The 1,595-nt window shown below is 60.4% G+C and carries 2 protein-coding genes; both read left to right on the top strand.

Annotation, left to right across the window (positions count from 1 at the left end):
* Nucleotides 1–1,242: selenium-binding protein SBP56-related protein (locus tag AC2FNA_RS24145; protein WP_496830976.1), on the top strand; the 1,242-nt coding region annotated here is incomplete at its 5' end.
* The coding region (locus tag AC2FNA_RS24140) for a 2Fe-2S iron-sulfur cluster-binding protein (RefSeq protein ID WP_496830974.1) at nucleotides 1,239–1,595 on the top strand (357 nt) is incomplete at its 3' end. The genes AC2FNA_RS24145 and AC2FNA_RS24140, both read left to right, overlap by 4 nt.

The following is a 1,595-nucleotide window of genomic DNA, read 5'->3' as shown; positions in this document are numbered from 1 at the left end:
CCGGATTACCTTGCGACGGTGGATGTAGACCCCGACAGCCCGACCTATTCCCAGGTGATCCACCGGTTGGAAATGCCGGGGATTGGCGACGAGCTGCATCACATGGGCTGGAACGCCTGTTCGTCCTGTCATGACGACGGCTCGATGAGCCGCAAGTACCTGATCCTGCCGGGCGTTCGGTCCAACAAGCTGCACATCGTCGACACCGCCACCGATCCGCGTGCTCCGCGCCTGCACAAGGTAATCGACGGGGCCGAGATCAAGGCCAAGGCAGACCTATCCGGGCCTCACACGGTGCATTGTCTCGGCTCGGAAATCATCATCTCCTTCCTCGGCAACGCCAAGGGCGAGGCACCCGGCGGTTACCTGCATCTCGACAAGGAGTTCAACATCGTCGGGCGCTGGGAGAACTCGATGGGCGACATCAAGTTCGGCTATGACTTCTGGTACCAGCCGCGCCACAACGTGATGGTCAGTTCGGAATGGGCAGCACCCAATACCTTCATGCCGGGCTTCGATCTGGAGGAAGTCGGGCACCTGAAATACGGCCGCGAGCTGCATTTCTGGGATTTCGAGAAACGCGAGCCGGTGGAGAGCTTCTATCTCGGCGAGGACGGGCTTTTGCCGCTGGAGGTCAAGTTCCACCACAACCCCGACAGCACCCATGGCTTTTGCGGGGCGGCGCTCAGCACCAATGTGATCCACTGGTGGAAGGACGCGGCAGGCAAATGGCAGTGGGAAAAGATCATCGATGTCGAAAACGAGATGCACCCCGAATGGCCGATCCCGCTGCCCGGCGTAATGTCGGCACTGCTGGTCTCGATGGATGACAAATACCTCTACGCGAACAACTGGCTGCACGGCGACATGCGCCAGTATGACATCACCGATCCGCATAACCCTGTGCTGACCGGTCAGGTCTTCATGGGTGGGCTGCTGGGCAAGGCGCCCACCGTGAATGGCGTCGAAGTGGCGGGCGGACCGCAGATGTTCCAACTATCGCTCGACGGGCGCAGGCTCTACGTGACCACCTCGCTGTTTTCGACGTGGGACAACCAGTTCTACCCCGAAATCCGCAAAAAGGGCGGTGTCATGGTGATGATCGACTGCGATCCGGTGAATGGCGGGATGAAGATCAATCCTGACTTCATTGTTGATTTCGGCCAGGAACCCAACGGCCCCAGTCGCTGTCACGAAGCCCGCTATCCCGGCGGCGATTGCACAAGCGATATCTGGCTGTGACCACCCATACCGTTACAATCGCCAACCGCGAAGACGCGACTTATCGCGTCAACGCCCGCCGCCCACTGCTGGAGCAGTTGCGCGACCAAGGGGTCGACCTGCCCTACGGCTGCGAATACGGCGGCTGCATCACCTGCGCGGCCCGGCTGACTGCGGGCACGGTGGACCAGCGCCGCCAGGTCGCCCTCAACAACCGCCAGATTTCCAATGGCTACGTGATCCTCTGCGTCGCCCGCGCGACCTCTGACATCACGCTTGAAATCGGGGTGGAGAGCCACGACAAACTCTATCGCAATCCTTTCCTCGATCCGCTGAAACCCCATGAACTCAAGGCAAATATCGCCACGCCGAAA

It is taken from the genome of Ruegeria sp. YKSD163 (genome assembly GCF_059612905.1).
Note: the sequence above shows the minus strand (reverse complement) of the source record. Positions and strands in the feature narration are given on the sequence as shown.